Origin of the sequence: Streptomyces sp. NBC_00442 (genome assembly GCF_036014195.1) — a bacterium.
In the GTDB taxonomy this organism is placed as follows: domain Bacteria; phylum Actinomycetota; class Actinomycetes; order Streptomycetales; family Streptomycetaceae; genus Streptomyces.
On sequence record NZ_CP107918.1, the window covers coordinates 65,622 to 81,083 of the forward strand.

The 15,462-nt window shown below is 70.1% G+C and carries 13 protein-coding genes and 2 pseudogenes; 5 read left to right on the plus strand and 10 right to left on the minus strand.

Going from position 1 to position 15,462, the window contains the following annotated elements; genetic code table 11:
• Positions 1-378 precede the first annotated feature (378 nt).
• Complete coding sequence (locus tag OG432_RS00325) at positions 379-858, minus strand: CGNR zinc finger domain-containing protein (protein ID WP_328306468.1); 480 nt, start codon at positions 856-858, stop codon at positions 379-381.
• Positions 859-964: 106 nt separating this feature from the next.
• On the opposite strand from OG432_RS00325, the gene OG432_RS00330 reads away from it, so the two are divergent.
• The gene (locus OG432_RS00330; protein WP_328306470.1) at positions 965-1,831 is read left to right on the plus strand and encodes an alpha/beta fold hydrolase; all 867 of its coding nucleotides are present in this window, start codon (positions 965-967) and stop codon (positions 1,829-1,831) included.
• 511 nt (positions 1,832-2,342) lie between these two features.
• Here the strand turns inward: OG432_RS00330 and OG432_RS34885 are convergent.
• Positions 2,343-3,047, minus strand: a pseudogene (locus OG432_RS34885) (eCIS core domain-containing protein); the annotation flags it as partial.
• A 766-nt stretch (positions 3,048-3,813) separates the two neighbouring features.
• Here OG432_RS34885 and OG432_RS00340 point away from each other — a divergent pair.
• Entirely contained in the window at positions 3,814-4,062 is a 249-nt protein-coding gene (locus OG432_RS00340) for a DUF5133 domain-containing protein (protein WP_328306472.1), read from the plus strand.
• Between the two features lie 183 nt (positions 4,063-4,245).
• Here the strand turns inward: OG432_RS00340 and OG432_RS00345 are convergent, their stop codons facing one another.
• Genes OG432_RS00345 through OG432_RS00355 form a run of 3 tightly spaced genes read right to left on the minus strand, consistent with a single transcriptional unit; the run spans position 4,246 to position 6,371 of the window.
• Complete coding sequence (locus tag OG432_RS00345; RefSeq protein WP_328306474.1) at positions 4,246-4,638, minus strand: hypothetical protein; 393 nt, start codon at positions 4,636-4,638, stop codon at positions 4,246-4,248.
• Entirely contained in the window at positions 4,631-5,494 is an 864-nt protein-coding gene (locus OG432_RS00350) for a heavy metal-binding domain-containing protein (protein ID WP_328306476.1), read from the minus strand. The genes OG432_RS00345 and OG432_RS00350 overlap by 8 nt, the downstream gene beginning before the upstream one ends.
• A gap of 1 nt (position 5,495) precedes the next feature.
• Positions 5,496-6,371 carry a heavy metal-binding domain-containing protein gene (locus tag OG432_RS00355; protein ID WP_328306478.1) on the minus strand — a complete coding sequence of 292 codons (876 nt, stop codon included), beginning with the start codon at positions 6,369-6,371 and terminating at the stop codon, positions 5,496-5,498.
• Positions 6,372-6,931: 560 nt separating this feature from the next.
• Here OG432_RS00355 and OG432_RS00360 point away from each other — a divergent pair.
• Positions 6,932-7,465 (plus strand): hypothetical protein, encoded by a 534-nt coding sequence (locus OG432_RS00360; RefSeq protein ID WP_328306481.1) that lies wholly within the window; start codon positions 6,932-6,934, stop codon positions 7,463-7,465.
• Here OG432_RS00360 and OG432_RS00365 read toward each other — a convergent pair.
• Positions 7,456-7,733, minus strand: a pseudogene (locus OG432_RS00365) (hypothetical protein); the annotation flags it as partial. The gene OG432_RS00360 and the pseudogene OG432_RS00365 overlap by 10 nt on opposite strands.
• Before the next feature lie 256 nt (positions 7,734-7,989).
• Here OG432_RS00365 and OG432_RS00370 point away from each other — a divergent pair.
• A complete protein-coding gene (locus OG432_RS00370; RefSeq protein WP_328306483.1) occupies positions 7,990-8,154 on the plus strand; it encodes a hypothetical protein in 165 nt (54 codons plus the stop codon).
• A 165-nt stretch (positions 8,155-8,319) separates the two neighbouring features.
• Positions 8,320-8,904 carry a GNAT family N-acetyltransferase gene (locus tag OG432_RS00375; RefSeq protein WP_328306485.1) on the plus strand — a complete coding sequence of 195 codons (585 nt, stop codon included), beginning with the start codon at positions 8,320-8,322 and terminating at the stop codon, positions 8,902-8,904.
• Positions 8,905-9,084: 180 nt separating this feature from the next.
• Here the strand turns inward: OG432_RS00375 and uvrA are convergent, their stop codons facing one another.
• The 4 genes from uvrA to OG432_RS00395 all read right to left on the minus strand — a co-directional run bounded on the left by uvrA (position 9,085) and on the right by OG432_RS00395 (position 15,446).
• Positions 9,085-11,556, minus strand: coding sequence for an excinuclease ABC subunit UvrA (uvrA, locus tag OG432_RS00380; protein ID WP_328306487.1), 2,472 nt, complete (start codon positions 11,554-11,556; stop codon positions 9,085-9,087).
• A 128-nt stretch (positions 11,557-11,684) separates the two neighbouring features.
• The gene (locus OG432_RS00385; protein ID WP_328306489.1) at positions 11,685-12,812 is read right to left on the minus strand and encodes an MsnO8 family LLM class oxidoreductase; all 1,128 of its coding nucleotides are present in this window, start codon (positions 12,810-12,812) and stop codon (positions 11,685-11,687) included.
• A 16-nt stretch (positions 12,813-12,828) separates the two neighbouring features.
• Positions 12,829-13,992 (minus strand): LLM class flavin-dependent oxidoreductase, encoded by a 1,164-nt coding sequence (locus OG432_RS00390; protein ID WP_328306491.1) that lies wholly within the window; start codon positions 13,990-13,992, stop codon positions 12,829-12,831.
• On the minus strand, positions 13,989-15,446 hold the full coding sequence (locus OG432_RS00395) for an NtaA/DmoA family FMN-dependent monooxygenase (protein ID WP_328306493.1): 1,458 nt from the start codon (positions 15,444-15,446) through the stop codon (positions 13,989-13,991). The genes OG432_RS00390 and OG432_RS00395 overlap by 4 nt, the downstream gene beginning before the upstream one ends.
• Positions 15,447-15,462 lie beyond the last annotated feature (16 nt).

The following is a 15,462-nucleotide window of genomic DNA, read 5'->3' on the forward strand; positions in this document are numbered from 1 at the left end:
GGCCCGTCGGACGGCCAACGCCCGTGACCACCTTTGAGCCAAGCTTCGTCCCAGACCGGCAACCGCTTCAGCCGCCCGTCGATGGGATCGGGGAAGAACGCGAGGCGTGGGCGGCAACGACGGAGCAGAAGCTCGCCCGGCAAGGACCCCGTCTTCAGGGTCGTCGTCCTCGCCCGACAGACCTCGCGAGAACCCACCGAACGCATCGGAGCGACGTTCGTGTCCGCGTCCGGACCAGGGCTGAATACTGGGATCCATGGGACGGTCCTCCCCCGGACCCGCGCCGCTCTCCCTGCTGCGGGCGTGCCGACCCGGTCGAGACGATTGGCGTGCCGATCGGCGTGCCGATCGGCGTGCCGATTGGCGTCTGGAACCGGCTCAGCGGGTGCGCTCGTAGTGTCGGCGCGCTTTTGCGCGGTTGCCGCACACAGCCATCGAGCACCAGCGCGCGCGGTTGGCGCGGCTGCGGTCGAGCAGGAACAGCTGGCACTCGGCGTTGGCGCAAGGGCGGAGTCGGCCGGGCTGGTCCTTCTCGCCGGCGGCCCAGGCGAGGAGCACCTCGACGGCCAGCCGCGCGTGCAGGGGGGTTTCGACTGTCCACTGGAGACCATCCGAGGTGATCTCAGGAATCTGGCGGACCCCGTCAAGCAGCGGGCTCAGCACGTCTGGGGGGCTTTCTCCGCGCACGACGTTTCGTAGGGCGTCCCGCGCCTCACGCAGCAGCTCCAGCTCTGCGGTGCTGCCGTCGCCGCCATGCTCCCGCGCCCAGCGCTTGCCGTTGGCCGGGTCGCCGAGCTCGTCCCGTTCCTCACCGTTCACCATCGGCCTGCTGTTGAGCAGGTCCAGCAGAACGTCCATCGGGCACCACTCCCTCCTCTAACCGGATTGGATCCATTGACAGGTTAGTCCATGGCGTGCTTGCATGGCGAGGAACTAACCGGATCAAGCATCCAAAGGGGTTACGATGAGTGTGGTGCGCCACCGGACCGCCGTCGTCGACGGCCACGAGATCTTCTACCGGGAAGCCGGTCCCGCCGACGCCCCGGCGATCGTCCTGCTGCACGGTTACCCGACCAGTTCGTTCATGTTCCGCGAACTCATCCCGTTGCTGGCCGACAACTACCACGTCATCGCGCCGGACCACCTTGGCTTCGGCCACTCGGCGGCCCCCCTCGCAGGGGAGTTCACCTACACCTTCGACGCCCTCGCCGACCTCACCGGCAAACTGCTCGACCAGCTGGGCCTGGATCGCTACGCCCTCTACGTCCAGGACTACGGCGCCCCCATCGGATGGCGCCTCGCGCTCCGGCGCCCCGACCGGATCTCCGCCCTCGTCACCCAGAACGGCAACGGCTACGAGGACGGCTTCGTCGAATCGTTCTGGACCGACGTCTGGGCCTACGGGGCGAACCCCGGCCCCGACACCGAACCCGCCGTCCGCGCCGCGCTGGGCATCGACGCCATCCGGTGGCAGTACCTGCACGGCGTACCCGACCCGAGCCGGGTCAGCCCCGACACCTGGCAGCACGACTTCGCACTCGTCTCCCGCCCGAACAACGACGAGGTCCAGCTGGCGCTGTTCCGCGACTACCAGAACAACCGCCCGCTCTACCCGCTGCTGCACGAATTCCTGCGCACCAGCGAAGTCCCGGTACTCGCCGTGTGGGGCCGCAACGACGAGATCTTCGGACCAGCCGGCGCCCAGGCCTTCACCCGCGACGCCAAGGACGCCGAGGTGCATCTGATCAACGGCGGTCACTTCCTGCTGGAGAGTCACCTGGACGTCGTCACGGGTTACCTGCGCGGCTTCCTCGGGCGAGTACTGGGCTAGGTCGTGCCTTCAAAGTCCCCTCTCCATGACCGCTGACCAGCCGAGCGGGCCTGGCTCCGGCTGACGGGCAGGGGCGACGCCATGCATCGCCCCTCCCCCGCCCTCACGCCGTCAGCGTGCCGTCCGGAACCTCACGCACGGAGACCTTGTTGCGCTGGCGGTCCAGGGCGGTCGCCACGACGTCCCCGACACCGTCCGGGTCGTCGGTCTGCGCAGGCGGCGTTTCCGAGCGCTCGATCGCCTTCACCAGGTACTGGGGGTTCCAGGACGAAACGGCCCCCCTGACCGCCACGGACTCCACCCTGCGCTTGCCGACACGCGACTTGATGGCGGACAGGATCTGGTCCGAGTACAGGCCGCCCTCCACCCGGAACAGGCTGGCATGGCCGCCGACCTTGCCGCCATCGCGCAGGTACACCGTGATGGTGAGGCAGCTGGTCACGCTGGGGTAAGTGATCGTGCCGCCCGGCCCGACCTCACCCACCTGCCCCTCGGCGATCGACACCGCCGTGGCAGCGCTCTCGGTGCCGGGAGCGCGCTGCACCGCATGCCGCTCGGCCGGCTGTGCGGTGCCGGCTTCACGCGACTGCGGCTCGGCGCGCTGTACCGACGGGCCGGACATGGCCCGGGTCGCGTTGGCCTCGGCTTCGCGTTCGAAGCGGTCGGAGGGGTCGGAGACCTTCAGGCCCGAGCCGTTGTCGGTGCCCGTCACCGGCCCCTGGCGCTGCTGGATGACATGGGTCAACTCATGGGCCAGGGTGTGCTGATCGCCGCCCCCGTCACCGATGACGACATGACTGCCCGACGTGTACGCCCGAGCGCCGACCTCTGCCGCCGAGGCCTTCGCAGCACTGTCGTTGTGGATCCGCACCTCCGAGAAGTCCGCACCCAGCCGCGACTCCATGTCGGTTCGGGTCGCGTCGTCCAGCGGACGGCCACCCGAGCGCAGCACATCGTGCACCGCCGACCGCTGCACCTCGGGCTGTTCCGCCTGCTGATGCCCACAGCCCGCGCCATGTTGATGCTTCTCCTGCGCCCAGGGATGGCCGGCGTTGCGGAGCATCTGCACGACGGCCGCGTTGCCGGCGGAACTCTGCAGAGCGAGGAGGGCGGACGACGGCGTCCCGCCCCCGGCCCCGGACTTGCGGGCGGTCGCGGATCCGTCCTTCTTGGAGGCGTTGGCGGCGTTCGCTCTGACGTCGTCTCGGTCAGGCATGGCGGGGCTCTCTTCCCATGGGGAAAAACTCCAACTCATCCTGGATACAAGGGGTTTGATCCAAGAGCCAGGTACTTGAGGGCAACAGGGAGGCGCCCCATCGGGCAGATGGGCTTGGCGCAGGCGCGCCGCACCCCCGCTCACGTGGGCCGTTGCGGTCGGGAGGCCCCCTCCGATCCGGACCCGGCACGATCCAGCCATGTTCAGACCCGCACCAGGGCCGGCCACACCCCCGGGGCGTCGACGTTGCAGGCGACGTGGCTTCAAGTCGGCGGCGGCTCCAGACTGTCGCCCGTGCGGCAGTCGCGGTGCGGTATCCCGACGAGCGGGAGGGCCGCGGCGGGCGGTGCCTTCGGGATGACGGGTTGATCAGCCGCTTCACGTTCGGCGGCGCCCAAGACCTCCGCGCTCTCTCGGCCTGGCCCGGCGGCTGCACGACTGCCGTATCGGCTTGCGTCGGCTACGGCCGGCACTCCAGCCTCGCCATCACCTCGCTCTCATCGACACTCGTCATCCGTCTTCTTGGAGCGAGAGGCCATGACTCGACCGGCTGATGCGTCGGACCCCTCCGGTGAAGAAGCCGAGGTCGACCGGCACCGTCATCCGCCCCCAAAGCCTTGGAGCGTGTGCACGAGGATGGGTGCACTGGGCCGCGATCTCGCAGGAAGGCTGGATATCCACACAGCTACGAACGAAACGAGTGCGCATGCAGTGCGAACGAAGGGGAACGCGGTGGTCGTAACCCGACACGAGAGGCCCTGCTGCGATGCTCGAACCTCACCCCAAGACCCTGCGGATCCTCCTCGCACGCTACGCCGAGGCACGGATCGCCCACTCCTGCCACGGTGACCCAGGTGCGGCCAGGGAGCTGGAGGACGTCGCCTACACGCTGTGCGTGATGACCGCGACTGTCTGCGTGGAGGATGCCATTGCGGTCGCGGACACCATCCTTGCGACGGCCCGTGCCGGCCGCCCCGTCGGTGCCGACCGGACCGAGACGGACCTCGCCGCCTAGTCCGCCGACCCGCCGAACGCGTCGGCAATCCGGACCGCTGGACGGCCCGCGCGGAACCCGCTCGACCGCGAACGCGGCCTACCCCACTGTGTCCGTCGGCCCTGGGCAGAAGGCGTGGGCCGTGCGCGACCCCGGAGCCCTGCCGCGAACCCGGTGCGGGACTGGTACGGCAGTTGTCGGCGGTCAGGTCAGGAAGCGCTCGATGGCCTCGCGGGCGCGGGCGTTGGAGAGTGCCGCGTCTGCCAGGGACTGCGCCAGTGCATCGATCCACTCGTCCAGGCCCACGTCGCGCCGAGAGAGCACGATGCCCCGCACCTCGTGACGGATCTGACAGGCCACCCGCCCCCGATTCGTCCGCAGCGAGAGCCGCTGGTCCCCGAGCGCGACGTCCAGTTCCGCGACCGATCCCTCGCGCCCGGCCACACGTTCCGTGACGGAACGCCTGCGCTTGACCCGTACGGCCCCGGGCGGCAGGGAATCCGCCAAATTCGCGGACAGCACGTTGGCGTACAGGTTCAGGTCCGCGCTGTCCTGGCGAAGCGCCGCGGCCAGCAGTTCCACTTCCCCCTCAGGCATCGAGGCTCAGCACCATGGTCGGCTGGGCAATCACGTGGTCGTCGCGCAGGGGGCGCACCGCTGTCCCGATCGCGAAGAACTCCGTGGTGTGCGTTCCCCAGGTGTGCGAGTGCTGTCTCAGCTGGACCGCCACGATGCCCTCGGCTTCCAGGGCCTGCCCCTCCGCCTGCATGCGGCTCATCGCCAACTCGCGTGCGTCGTAGAGCGCCTGGGTGAAAGGCTCGATCTCGACGTTGCGGCCCGTAGTGCTCAACGCCTGGGCGAAGCGCTGGTGCGCCACGTGGTAGACGCACGAGCCCATGACCATGTCCAGCGGTGCGTATCCGGCCCGGATCAGCGTCCAGAAGTCCTGACCGGACAGGTCCGAGGTGAACGGCTTGCCCTTGTTGTTGAGCCAGGTTCCGGTCGCCCCCGGGTCCGCGCCGTCCGCCTTGACCGCCGTACCGACCGCGATGAACTCGGCAATGTCCGAGCCGAACTCCTTGAACTCGATGTCCAGCCGCACCCCGACGATGCCGTCCGCCCCCAGGGCGCTCGCCTCTGCCTCCATGCGGCTCATCGCCAGCTCGCGCGCGTGGTACATGGCCTGGGACAGTTTGGTCAGCTCCTGATTCTTCGTCCAACGGCCGAGCTGGATGCCGACGTGGTAGACCGAGGAGCCGAGGACCAGCCCGAGCGGGCGGAAGCCGGCCTCGCGCACCAGCAGGAACTCGTTCACCGTCAGGTCCGAGGTGAACAGCGAGCCCTTCTGCCCCGGTTGGAGCTGAGCGAGTCGCCGCATCGCGTCCTCGGGTATGCCGTCCCTGGACGGTTGTGCGGCTCCTCCGGTCGGTTCTTGTCCCGTTCGCTCGGTCATGTCAGCGCTCGCGCTCCAGTCTCATGATGGTCAGTGGTCTTGGTCCGGGGGGCCGCTCGGCACGATCGAACCTGGCGATGGAGGTGCCGACGAAGACCGCTTCCGCGCTGAGGTCGCGCGTGCTCCCGATCGTGGGGCAGTCGCGCTCCCACACGCGCAATGTCACGTCGTCCACCACGATCCCGTCGCCGCCGTGCTTCGACGCGTCCAAGGCCAGCTGTTCCCGCGCTTCGTGGCGGACATGGTTGATCAGCAGGGTGTAGCCGTCGATCTCCTGGTTCCCCGCGGTCCAGGAACTCGGGCCCGGGGTACGCCAGTCGTCGTGGCGGGTCGCGAGGGCGATGCCGAAGGCGAGTCCGGTGGGTACCCAGCCGCTGTGCACGAGCTTGGCGAAGTCCTGACCGTTCAGGTGTGACGTGAAGGGCTGACGCGGCCGGATGCGCGAGTGGGCCCGGACCGCGGTGCCCAGCGCCGTGAACTCGAGGCCCCCCGCCGGAAATGCGCCGATCCTCAGCCGCACCCCGACGATCCCGTCACCGCCGAGTGCCCGGCACTCGGCCACCGCGCGCGACAGCGCCAGCCTGCGTGCCGTGTACATCGTCGTCATCAACGGGGCGAACGACGGCCTCCACGCCGAGGACGCCGCTTTCGTGCCGTCCGCGGGCGACCACGCACCCGGACAGCCCCAAACGCCGGAGTACCCGATGTTGAAGACGGCCGTGCCGAGTACCTGACCGGTCGGCTCGAACCCGACGCCCTTGACCGCGGCGAATTCCTCGGCCGAAAGCGCCGAGTCCCAGGTGCGGCCGTCCCGGGGCCCCGCCGTCCCGTCGGCGGCGGGCCCCGGAGGACCAGCAGTTTCCCCTGAGTACGTCATCGATCCCCGTGCCATTGGCCTCACGGCTCACCGCGTTGACCGCGTCGCCGTTCGGCAGCGTACGTCATCGAAGGATTCAGCAAAACGGGGGCCTTCGGCTCCAACAACCCTCCCCTACTGGGCTGGTTGCCGGGAGGCCACCCGCCCGTCACCGGGTGATCGAGGCCGGGATGTCTGGATCATCCCTGCCTGCCACCAACAAGCCCGGAAGGGCCTGTTGACGGTGAGGACCGCGACTTCCGCTTCCGGCGACCCGGCACATCCGGTGCCCGTGCGGGTCGGCGAAGTCGGCGAAGTCGGCCTGAGTGTGACCAGCTCGTCTGCACGGCCGCCGACGCCGTCGTGCCCGGAGGAAAGCAGCCCGCCGCCCCTGGACGTCCACGTCCGGGAGGCGGGCCCCCGGCAAGTCCGGACCGTGCGCCGCAATGCGGCCGGCGATGCCCTGCGGGTGCCGGACACGTCGTAGCGCCGCCCCTGAAGCCGGCCGAACCTGGGCGCCGTTACCGGAGGCGACCTATGTATCGTCGACTGACTCGAAGCTCGAAGACAACGGGGGATCCATGTTCAAGTCATCGGCGCGGGGCGCGGCCGTCGCCTCCCTGGTACTGGCCGCGCTCTGTGTGTCCTGTGGTACGTCACCGAAGTCCGACACGGCGGTCGCGGGTGGGCGTGGAGCCGGCGCGGGAGCGAGCCGGAATGCGTCGTCGTCGGCGACGCCGCAGGGATCGGCATCCGGCGGCGATGCCACCGTGTCCGAGGCGACGCCCGACGCGCCGGCGACACCGGGGGCGGTGAAGGTACGCGACGCCTTCGCCGGGCTCCAGGCGACGCTGGGTGAATCGTGCACCCCCGGGAACTGCGCCTATTTCCTCGGGCGGGTCTACGACGAACTCCACACCATGAACAGCGCCATGAAGGCAGACCCGAAGGGACCGGGTCACTTCCCCGAACCGATCGCCCTGATCAAGAAACTGGACGCACAGCTCGGCGGCGATCGCTCCTTCGGCAACCTCAAGAGCCACCAGACCCTGCTGATCGGGACTCGCGACAAGATCAACACATGGATGCAGGGCCACCCGGAGGACTACCGCTGAAGTAGGTGGGGCGACGCGGCCGAGGAGGATCCGTTTTCTGTTTTCTCCATGTCCAGCTCCCGAGCCGGCGTCTGCGTCTGCGTCCGCGTCTGCGTCTGCGTCTGCGTCTGCGTCTGCGTCTGCAGGACGGTTAGACACGCATGGGCTGCCGTCACGAGGGTCAGGTGGCCGTGCCCGCCGGGGTGGCGGCGGGCTTGGTAGTCGTCCGGGCGCATTTCTGCTCGGCGGTCCGGCCGCACTCCTCGATGGCCCACCGGCTCCCCGCGACAGGAGCGCCCGCCCCCGCTCTGCGGCGATGCCGACGCGCTGACCGGTCATCTGCCGCCGCGCGTCGCGGAGTTGGCGCCAGAGGGTGCCTGGGCGCTGGAGGCGCCCAGTCGGTCGTCGTGCAGCGACCGGGCACCGCGGAGGCGCGCATCTTGCCGTCTGCCGAACGAGCGGCGAGCGCGGGCTCCGTTGTCAGTGGTGGGTTCTACCGTGGTGACACGGCACTTGGTAGGTCTGGAGAGGACAGGGGAGGCGGCATGCCCGAGTGGGCTCTCGCAGTACTCATTCCGGTCGGTCTGTTGGGTGTGGGCCTGGGGACGTTCTGGGTCTGGGCCTGCCTGGGGACGAAGGAACCGGTGAATCACGACAATCCGATGCCGGAAACCCATTTTCGACAGGGCGATGGCATGGGCGGCGGCTGAGCGGCGGCGTGCGGCCCGGCCTGGCCGACACGTGCCATGGCGCCACGGGCGCGCTCCGCCGGTGGGCGGGCGGGTACCCGTGACCGTGATCGTGACCGTGCGGAACCGGATCGGGGGCCGGATATTCGGTGTTCCGCCCGCCCCTCAGGACACACGATGGTGCGCATGACTTTGGCCACCCCCACCCTGCACACCGCCCGCCTGCGGCTGCGTCCCTTCGCCGACGCCGACGCGGACCGTCTCTTCGCGCTGCACAGCAGCACCCACGCGATGCGCTACTGGGACTCTCCGCCCTGGAAGGACCAGGCCCGCGCCCGACGTTTCATCGCGATGTGCCAGAAGATGGCCGACGAACACACCGGGGCACGGGTAGCCATCGACCGAGCCAGTGACGGGGCCTTCGTCGGCTGGTGCGCTCTGAGCGGATGGAACCCGGACTACCGCAGCGCGTCGCTGGGCTACTGCCTCGACGAAGCGATGTGGGGCCACGGCTTCGCCACGGAGGCCGCGCACGCCGTGCTGCGGTGGGCCTTCGACACCCTCGACCTGAACCGGGTCCAGGCCGAGACCGATACCCGCAACGTGGCATCCGCCCGGGTCCTGGAGAAGGTCGGCTTCGTGCGCGAAGGGACGCTGCGGGAGGACTGCGTCGTGAACGGCGACGTATCCGACTCGTGGGTGTTCGGACTGCTCAGGCGGGAGTGGCGGCCGGGCGCCCTGTCTGATCCCGCTCCCGGAAAGCAGCCCTGAGAACTCCTCCCGGAGCCTGCTGCCCGGACGCGCGCGGACCGAACCCCGGTCCGGACGCGCTTTGGGTCCCTTCGGGCGGCCGGCCCGGACAGCGCTGGAGGCGGTCTCCGGCCCCCACCGGCCGGCGGCCGGCGGCCCGCAGCTGACGGCCCACAGCCGGTGCTCGGCCCCGCGCGCCCCTCACTCGCGCGCGGCGAGCCGGGCCGCGAGGTAGGGAGCGGTGGCGCTGCGGCGGGACCTGGCCACCTTGGCCGGCGGGCCGGCCGCGACGACTCGCCCGCCCGTGTCGCCGCCGCCCGGTCCCAGGTCGATGACCCAGTCTGCGGTGGCGATCGTGTCCAGGTCGTGCTCGACGAGGACGACGGTGTTGCCGGCGTCGACGAGGCGGTGCAGCTGGCGCAGCAACAGCGCGATGTCCGAGGGGTGCAGTCCCGCGGTCGGCTCGTCGAGCAGGTAGAGCGCGTGCCCGCGCCGGGCCCGCTGCAGTTCGGTGGCCAGTTTGATGCGCTGCGCCTCGCCACCGCTGAGTTCCGTCGCGGGCTGGCCGAGCCGCAGGTAGCCAAGCCCGACCTCGCGCAGGGTCTCCAGAGCGCGGGAGGCGGCCGGGACCGCGGACAGGAACGTGGCGGCGGCGTCGACGGACAGCCCGAGGACTTCCGCGATGTTCTTCCCGCGGTAGGTGACCTCCAGCGTTTCGGCGTTGTACCGGGCGCCCTGGCAGGCCGGGCACGGCGCGTAGGTGCCGGGCAGGAACAGCAGTTCCACCGCGACGAATCCTTCGCCCTGGCAGGTCTCGCACCTCCCTTCGGGGACGTTGAAGGAGAACCGGCCCGCCGAGTAGCCGCGCGCCCTGGCCTCGTCCGTCGCCGCGTACAGCTTGCGCACCGCATCGAACATCCCCGTGTACGTGGCCAGATTTGACCGGGGGGTCCGGCCGATGGGCCGTTGGTCCACCAGGACCAGCCGGTCGAACGTCTCGACCCCCGACGCATCCCGGACGTCGACCTCCAGCCGCGCCTCGTCGGGTTCCTCGGGTCCGAGTCCGAGATGGCTGCGGACGACCTCGGCGAGCACCTGCGTCACCAGCGTCGATTTCCCGGAACCGGACACGCCCGTCACCACCGTCAGGGCACACAGCGGTACGTCGACGGACACGTCGTGCAGATTGTGGCGGGAGACGCCGCGCAGGCGCAGCCAGCCGTGTGGTGTGCGCGGGCGGTGACCGAGCGGCTCGGCGCGCCCGAACAGGTACTGGCTCGTGGCCGACTCCGCCACCCGCTCGAGCCCGGCGAAGGGGCCGCTGTACAGCACGCGTCCGCCGCCCTCGCCCGCACCGGGGCCGATGTCGACCACCCAGTCCGCCCGGCGTACGACGTCCATGTCGTGTTCCACGACGAACAGCGAGTTGCCGGCCGCCTTGAGGCGCTCCAGCACGTCAAGGAGTGGTTCCGCGTCGGCCGGGTGCAGGCCCGCGGAGGGTTCGTCGAGGACGTAGACGACGCCGAACAGACCCGAGCGCAGCTGGGTGGCGATGCGCAGCCGCTGCGCCTCGCCGGGCGACAGGGTCGTCGAACGGCGCCCGAGGCTGAGATACCCAAGGCCCAGGCCGAGCAGCACGTCGACCCGGGCGACCAGGTCGCCGCAGATCCGGACCGCGGCCTCCGTCGTCTCCCCCGACCGGGCCATCGACGTGGTGGCGTCGGCCTTGGGCCGCCCCGCGACGGGCCGCAGCAGCGCCACGATCCGGGACAGCGGCATCGCGTTGATCTCGGCGATGGAACGTCCGGCGAAGGTCACGGCGAGCGCCTCGGGCCGTAGTCCGCTGCCCTGACACGCGGGGCAGGGCACGCTTCTGACGAACCGCAGCGCCCGTTCGCGCATCCTCTCGCTCTTGGAGTCGGCCAGGACGTGCATCACGTGCTTGCGGGCGCTCCAGAAGGTGCCCTGGTAGCCGTAGTCGATGCGGTCCTCCTCCGGCTCCACGTACACGGAGGGCTGCTCGTCCGTGTACAGCAGCCAGTCCCGGTCCTTCTTCCTGAGCCTGCGCCACGGCCGGTCGATGTCGATCCCCAGGCCACTCACGACACTGCGCAGATTGGCGCCCTGCCAGGCACCCGGCCAGGCGGCGATCGCTCCCTCGCGGATGCTCAGTGAGGGGTCGGGGACGAGCAGGTCCTCGGCGACATCGTGCACCAGGCCCAGCCCGTGGCACTGCGGGCAGGCGCCGGCCGCGGTGTTGGGCGAGAACGACTCGGCTTCCAGGCGGTCTGCCCCGGGCGGGTAGGTACCGGCCCGGGAGTACAGCATGCGCAGCAGATTGGAGAGCGTGGTCAGGGTGCCCACCGTCGAACGCGAGCTCGGCGACCCGCGCCGCTGCTGCAGAGCCACGGCCGGCGGCAGACCGGTGATCTCCTGCACGTGCGGCGCGCCGACCTGCTGGAGCAGCCTGCGGGCGTACGGGGCCACGGACTCGAAGTAGCGGCGCTGGGCCTCCGCGTAGAGCGTGCCGAAGGCGAGCGAGGACTTGCCCGAACCGGAGACGCCGGTGAACGCGACCATCGCGTCCCTCGGTACGTCGACGTCGATGTTCCGCAGGTTGTGCTCACTGGCGCCCCGAACATGTACGAAGGAGTCGCTCGCGTCCCTGTTCACCCTTCCTGGTTACCCGATCGCGCCGGGAACCGCGCGACAGGAGACGCCACCGGCCCAGCTCATCCGGGCATCCGGGCATCCGAAGGGTCCCGACATGTGCACGGCATCAGGTCCCGGGATGCGGCACCTCACCGGCGGTGCCACTCCTGTGCCAGGAGTTCGTAGGAGCGCACCCGGTCGGCGTGGTCGTGGGTGATGGTCGTGATGATGAGCTCGTCGGCGCCCGTGGCCTCCTGCAGCTGTTCGAGCCGGTCGGCGACGCGCGCCGCGGAGCCGACGAACTGGGTGTCGACACGGTCGGCGACCAGGGCCCGGTCCGCTTCGGTCCAGGGGTGGGCACGTGCCTGGGCCGGGGTGGGGAAGGGGATGGCGCCTTCGGCGGTGCGGATGCTGCGCACCCACGGGCCGTATCCGGCGGCCAGCTCGCGGGCCCTCTCGTCGTCCTCGGCGACGACAACGTCGGCCGATACGGCGACGTAGGGCTTGTCGAGGTGGTCGGACGGCTGGAACGCGGCGCGGTAGCCCTCGGCCGCCTCCAGAACGGTGGCCGGGCTGACATGGTAATTGGCCACGAAACGCAGGCCGTTGCGGCCCGCGACCTCGGCGCTCTGGCCCCCGCTGCTGCCCAGGACCCACACCTCCACCTCGGCGCCCTCGCCGGGGACGGCGTGTGCGTCGACACCGTCCGCGGAGCGGTAGTCGCCCCGCAGGAGCGCGAGGATGTCGTCGACCTGCTCGCCGTAGTCCTGGGCGCGTGCGTCCGGCTGACGCAGCAGTTGCTGCTGGAGCAGAAAACGAGGCGACCCGGTCAGGTGTTCGAAGGAGAACCGTGGCGGGATCCTCAGGCCGTTGGGAGCGCGCCCGTCGACGACGGGGATCGTGGTCGGCCGGGGGCTCGTGCTCTGTCCGGGGGGACGGCCGCCCGAGCGGCCAAGCCCCAGGTCGAGGCGCCCGGGGTGCAGGGCGTCGATGAGACCGAACTCCTCGACGGTGGACAGAGCGGTGCGATGACCGAGCTGTACGGCCCCCGAGCCGATCCTGATCGTGGACGTCGCGGAGGCGGTCAGGGCCAGCACCACGGCGGGCGAGGCCCCGGCCACACCCGGGTTGAGGTGGTGCTCGGCGAACCAGTACCGGGCATAGCCGAATCGTTCGGTCTGCCGGGCGAGATCGATGGTGTTGCGCAGGGCGTCCGCGGCGCTGGAGCCGGACGGGATCGGGACCAGGTCGAGGACCCCGAGGCGGATGTCGGACATGATCGGGTGGTGCTCCTCAACTCTCGGTGGGCGCGATCGCCGGCCCGCGCTTCGGCGCGGATAGCCGGCCGGAGACCCGCTCGGACTCGGACTCCCGCTCGGACTCGGACTCCCGCTCGGACTCGGCAAGGCGCGGGGCCCAGGGGAACGGCGGGTCGGGGATGTCACGCCGCAGAACGGGGGCGATGCCGGACTGGAAGAGTTCGAGTGAGTCCCGGTGCTGGGCATGGGTGAGCCCGCTCGCCTCGGCACGCAGGTGGAGCACGCTGTGCCCGAACTGCTCGTGGTAGCGGTGCACTTTGTCGATGATTTGCTGCGGGCTGCCGATCAGCGCCGAGCTGCGTTCGACGAAGTCCTCCAAGGTGGCGAAGACCGGCTCCACGCCCGCGCTCTTCTGGAACGCGAGCTGGCCCTCGAACACCGGCCGGTAGGCGGCGATCGCTTCCTGTGAGGTGCGGGCCGCGTAGTAGCCGGCCGTTCCCGCGCCGACGACGGCCCGAGCCGGGTCGTGACCGTAGTGCTCCCACCGCTCCCGGTAGTGGCGGACGAGTTCGGCGTACGGCTCGATCGGGTGGGTGACGTTGGCCGAGAAGAGGGGGTCACCGTAGCGGGCGGCCAGATCGACCGACTCGCGGCTGGTCGCGCTGCCGTGCCACACCCGGATGGGCTGCTGGAGCGGCCTGGGCCACACCTCGGCGTCTGCCAGCTCGGGGCGGAACCGCGGCAGGGCGCTCACCCTGTCCCGCCGCCAGATGCGGCGGAACAGCTCGTAGCTCTCGGCGTTGCGGTCCCACTGGTCCTCGGGCGTGACATGGAACAGCTCTCGCTGGGCAGTGCCGTTGCCCTTTCCGATGATCAGGTCGAGGCGGCCCGCCGACAGGTGATCCAGGGTCGCATAGTCCTCGAACGCGCGTACCGGATCGAGCAGGCTGAGGGTGGTGACGGCGGTGAACAGTCGGATCCGGGAGGTCAGTGCGGCGATGTGGCTCAGTACAACCGGCGGCGAGGAGGAGATGAACGGCCTCTCATGGCGCTCACCGACGCCGAATCCGTCGAACCCGAGCTCCTCGGCCAGCCGCGCGTTGTCGACGACCTCACGGAAACGCTCGTTGGTGGACTTCTGGACGCCGGTGACCGGATCCGGGGCGTGCACGATGAGGGTGACGGCCAGGAACTTCATGACGCGGCCCGCCCGGCCCCGGGCTCCGCGTGGGCGTCGGGATGGGACAGCCCGAGGTGGTCGCGGAGCGTGGTGCCCGTGTACTCGTCGCGGAACACCCCCCGTTCCTGGAGCAGCGGGACCACGGTGTCGGCGAACTCGTCCAGGCCGCCCGGGGTGATGTGCGGGACCAGGATGAAGCCGTCGGCGGCGTCCGCCTGGACGAAGGAGTTGATGGTCTCGGCGACGGTGGCGGGCGTGCCGATGAACGACTGGCCACCGGTGGTCTCGATGACCAGCTCGCGGATCGACAGGTTCTCCGCCGCGGCGCGCTCGCGCCACTGCCTGGCGACGACGAGCGGGTCCCGGAACCTGCGGACGCTGGCCCGGCCGCGGGCAATCGTGTTCTCGCCGGGGTCCGGGTCGACGTCGGGGAGCGGGCCGTCCGGGTCGTAACCGGACAGGTCCCGGTTCCAGATGTGTTCGAGGTACTTGATCGCGGTCCGACCGCTGACCTGTTGACGGCGTATCTCGTGCGCGCGCTCCTGTGCCTCTGCCTCCGTGTCGCCCAGGACGAAGGTCGCCGCGGGAAGGATCAGCAGTTGGTCACGGGCCCGTCCGTGGCGGGCCAGGCGTCCCTTGACGTCGGCGTAGAACTCCAGGCCCGCCTCCATTGTGCTGTGCCGGCTGAAGATGGCGTCAGCACCAGAAGCCGCGAATTCGCGCCCCTCCTCGGAATCGCCCGCCTGGAAAATCACCGGACGGCCCTGCGGGCTGCGCGGGACGTTGAACTGCCCTGCGATGTCGAAGTGCTGTCCTTGGTGGGCGAACGCTCCGGCCCGCGCGTCCTTGACGAAGATGCCGGAGTCTTGATCGGCGACGAGTTCTCCGCCGTGCCAGGAGTCGAACAGCTCGGTCGCGGTGGAGAGGAACTCCTTGGCCCTGGAATAGCGCTGCTCCTGTGGCAGGAAGCCCCCGCGCCGGAAGTTCTCGCCGGTGAAGGCGTCCCAGGAGGTGACGACGTTCCAGGCGGCGCGTCCGGCGGAGAGATGGTCAAGCGCGGCGAACTGCCGGGCCACCTCATAGGGTTCGTTGAAGGTGGAGTTGATGGTGCCGGTCAAGCCGAGGTGCTCGGTCACCGCGGCGAGCGCGGACAGCACGGTGAAGGTGTCGGGCCGCCCCACCACGTCCAAGTCGTAGATGAGACCGCCCTGTTCGCGCAGACGGAGCCCCTCGGCGAGGAAGAGGAAGTCGAACTTGGCCCGCTCGGCGGTCCGTGCGAAGTGCGCGAACGAGCTGAACTCTATGTGGCTGCCCGCCCGCGGGTCGCTCCATACGGTGGTGTTGTTGACGCCGGGGAAATGGGCCGCGAGGTGGATCTGCTTGAGGGGCTTGCCCGAGGCCGCCTTGCCCGGGACCGGTGTGCTCGTGCTCTGCTTGCCGGACGTCGGCTCGCTCGTGCTCTGCTTGCTCATGGTCGTACGACTCCTC